2 protein-coding genes are annotated in these 3,209 nt (G+C 66.1%); both read right to left on the bottom strand.

Annotated elements, in window-relative coordinates; genetic code table 11:
- Positions 1–380 (bottom strand): chemotaxis protein CheW (locus C7G41_RS36755; protein ID WP_106947066.1); only part of this gene is annotated, 380 nt, incomplete at its 3' end.
- 31 nt (positions 381–411) lie between these two features.
- Positions 412–3,207: a hybrid sensor histidine kinase/response regulator gene (locus C7G41_RS36750; RefSeq protein ID WP_106947065.1), complete on the bottom strand. Its 2,796-nt coding sequence runs from the start codon at positions 3,205–3,207 to the stop codon at positions 412–414.
- Positions 3,208–3,209 lie beyond the last annotated feature (2 nt).

The raw sequence follows: 3,209 nt of genomic DNA, 5'->3' as shown, positions 1-3,209 counted from the left end.
GCGAGCTTGGCCATGCGGGGGTCGAGATTGACGGGGTTTTCTTCCATGCCGTCCTCGGCGAGCCGCAGCACTTCGCCGATCTGGTCGATCAAGAGGCCGTAGGATTCACCGCGCAGGTCGACGCCGACCGCCATCGGGATCTTGCCGTCCTCGGGCTTGGGCAGGCCGAGCCGGGCGCGCATGTCGACCACGGTGACGATGCGGCCGCGCAGGTTCAGCACGCCCGCGATCTCGCGCGAGGACAGCGGCACGCGGGTGACGCGCTCGGGCATGAACACGTCCTGGACGCGGGAGATCGGCAGGCCGAACAGCTGGCCGCCGATCATCGCGGTGACGTATTCGACCATGGCGCCTTCGCCGGACTGGGTCTTCTTGGTCATGTGCGTATCTCCTGATCCATCCCGCTGGGGTTTACGCGGCTGCGCGGCTCAGCTCGGAGGCACCGGCGGCGCCCGCGGTCTGTTCCTTCAGCGCCGCGATCAGACCGGGACGGTCAAACTTGGCGACATAGTCGTGGAAGCCGGCCTGACGGCCGCGCTCGATCGCCGCCGGCGACACCAGCGCGGAGAGCCCGATGATCGGCATCGCGCCCAGATTGCTGTCGGAGCGGATGGTCTCGGCAAACTCGAACCCGTTCATGTCGGGCATCTCGATGTCGGTCAGGACCACGTCGAAGGTCTGCGCGCGCAGAGCCGCGAGGCCCTCCTGCGCGGTCGGCGCGGTGCGGACGCGGTAGCCGGCGGCCTTGAGCACCGGGGCCAGCATGTTGCGGAAGAACGCCGAGTCGTCGACCAGCAGCACCGATTGCGAGTGCAGCGACGGCTTCATCTCCTTGCGGGTGAACCAGTCGGAGAACGCCATCGGCAGGAAGTGGCCGACGTCGATCACTTCGGTGGCCTGGCCCTTGATCACGGCCGAGCCCAGAATGCCGGAGGAGGATCCGCCGACCTCGATGTTGAGCCGTTCCTCGACGATGTCGATGATCTCGTCGACGACGAGGCCCATGGAGCGGCCGTCATCGGAGAACACCAGGATCGGCTGGGCGCCCTGGCTCGCGATGGTGACGCTCTCCATGGCAACCAGCGGCATCAGCTGCTCGCGGTACTGCACCATGTAGCGGCCGTTCGAGAACTCGATCTTGTCGGCCGGGAGCTCTTCCAGGCGCGTGACGAGCCCGAGCGGGACCGCCTTGGGCTGGGACGAGCCGGCGCGGAACACCAGCAGCGAGGTGGTCTGCTCGCCGGATCCGATGCTGTGCGTCCCGTTCTCGTTGTTCATGTCATGGGCCGAGGAGCCGGCGGCGCCGAGCGCCTTGGCAATGCCGTTGGGGTCGATGATCATGATGACCGCGCCGTCGCCCAGGATGGTGTTGCCCGAGAACATGTCGATGTGACGCAGTTTGGTCGACATCGGCTTGACCACGATTTCTTCGGTGTGGAACACGCCGTCGACGACGATGCCGAAGGTCTGGCTGCCGACCTGCGTCACCACGATGAAGCCGTTCTCGGGATCGGAGACGGCGCCGTCGTCGATCTTGAGCAGCTTCTTGAGGTGGATCAGCGGCAGCAGCTTGTTGCGCAGCCTGAGAACCGCGGTGTCCTTGATGCGCTCGATGCGGTGCTCCGAGTTGGCGCGGGCCCGCACCAGCTCGACCACGGAGAGCTGCGGGATCGCGAAGCGGTCGCCGGCGGCTTCCACGATCAGCGCGGAGACGATGGCGAGCGTCAGCGGGATCTTGATGGTGACGGAGGAGCCTTCACCGGCGACCGACTTGATGTCGATGGTGCCGCCGATCTGGTCGATATTGGTGCGCACCACGTCCATGCCGACGCCGCGTCCCGACACCGAGGTGATGGCGGCAGCGGTCGAGAAGCCCGGCGCGAAGATGAACTTGTGGATCTGGGCTTCGCTCATCTTCTCGAGCTCGGCCTCGGTGACCAACCCCGAGGAGATCGCCTTGGCCTTGATCCTGTCAGTGTTCAGGCCACGGCCGTTGTCGGCGATGCAGATGATGATGTGGCCGCCCTCGTGATAGGCGGACAGGCGAATGGTGCCCTGCTCGCCCTTGCCGCCGGCGAGACGCTCGGCAGGGGTCTCCAGGCCGTGGTCGGCGGAGTTGCGCACCATGTGGGTGAGCGGGTCCTTGATCAGGTCGAGCACCTGGCGGTCGAGCTCGGTGTCGGCGCCGTGCATCTCCAGCTCGATCTGCTTGCCGAGTTCGCTCGAGAGGTCGCGAACGATGCGGGGCAGCTTCTGCCAGGCATTGCCGATCGGCTGCATGCGCGTCTTCATGACGCCTTCCTGCAGCTCGGCGGTGACGTTGGACAGCCGCTGCAACGGCACCTTGAACTCGGTGTCCTCGTTGCGGCGGGAGATCTCCAGCAGCTGGTTGCGGGTCAGCACCAGCTCGGAGACCATGGTCATCAGATGCTCCAGCGTATCCACGTTGACGCGGATCGACTGGTTGGCGATGCTGGCGCCCTCGGCGGCGCCCTCGTCGGCGATCGACTTCTTCGGCGCGGCCTTTTCCTTGGGCGCCTTGGCTTCCTTCGCAGTTTCCTTGGCAACAGGCACCGGCGCTTCAGCGGCGGGCTCGGCCTTGACTTCAGCCTTGGCAACGGGCGCGGGGATCGGCGCTTCGATCGCGGTCTCGCGGAAGGCGCGCTCGAGCTCGTCGAGCGAGACTTCGCCCGGACGCAGCGGACGCTCCAGGCTCTGGTCGGCCAGCACGCCCTCGCTGGCGGGCGCGGCTTCAACGGCGACAGATGCTTCCGGCACCAGCGGCGGCGCTTCGGCCACGGGAGCAGCAGCACCGGCAGCCATTGCCGCCATGCCCTGCACGACCATCGCTTCCAGCTTGTCGATGAGATCGCGGTCGGTGCCCTCGGGCTCGGCTTCGGTCGCCTCCAGCCCGGCCAGAATTTCCTTGATGCGGTCGATCGACGACAGGATCACCGTCACCGCCTGCCCGGTCACCGGCATGCCGTCACGGAATTTGCCCATCAGCGTCTCGCCGGCATGCGCCAGCGCTTCAAGTCGCGGCAATCCCAGGAAGCCGCACGTCCCCTTGATGGTGTGGACCAGGCGGAAGATGTTATCCAGGATCTTGGCGTTGTTCGGCTCCTGCTCGAACTTCACCAGCTGATTGTCCACGGTGTCCAGGCTCTCGCTGGTTTCCGTCAAAAACTCCCGCAACAGATCATCCATGA

Source organism: Bradyrhizobium sp. MOS002 (genome assembly GCF_003020115.1).
Taxonomy (GTDB): Bacteria; Pseudomonadota; Alphaproteobacteria; order Rhizobiales; family Xanthobacteraceae; genus Bradyrhizobium.
This window is presented reverse-complemented; position numbering and strand designations above follow the sequence as displayed.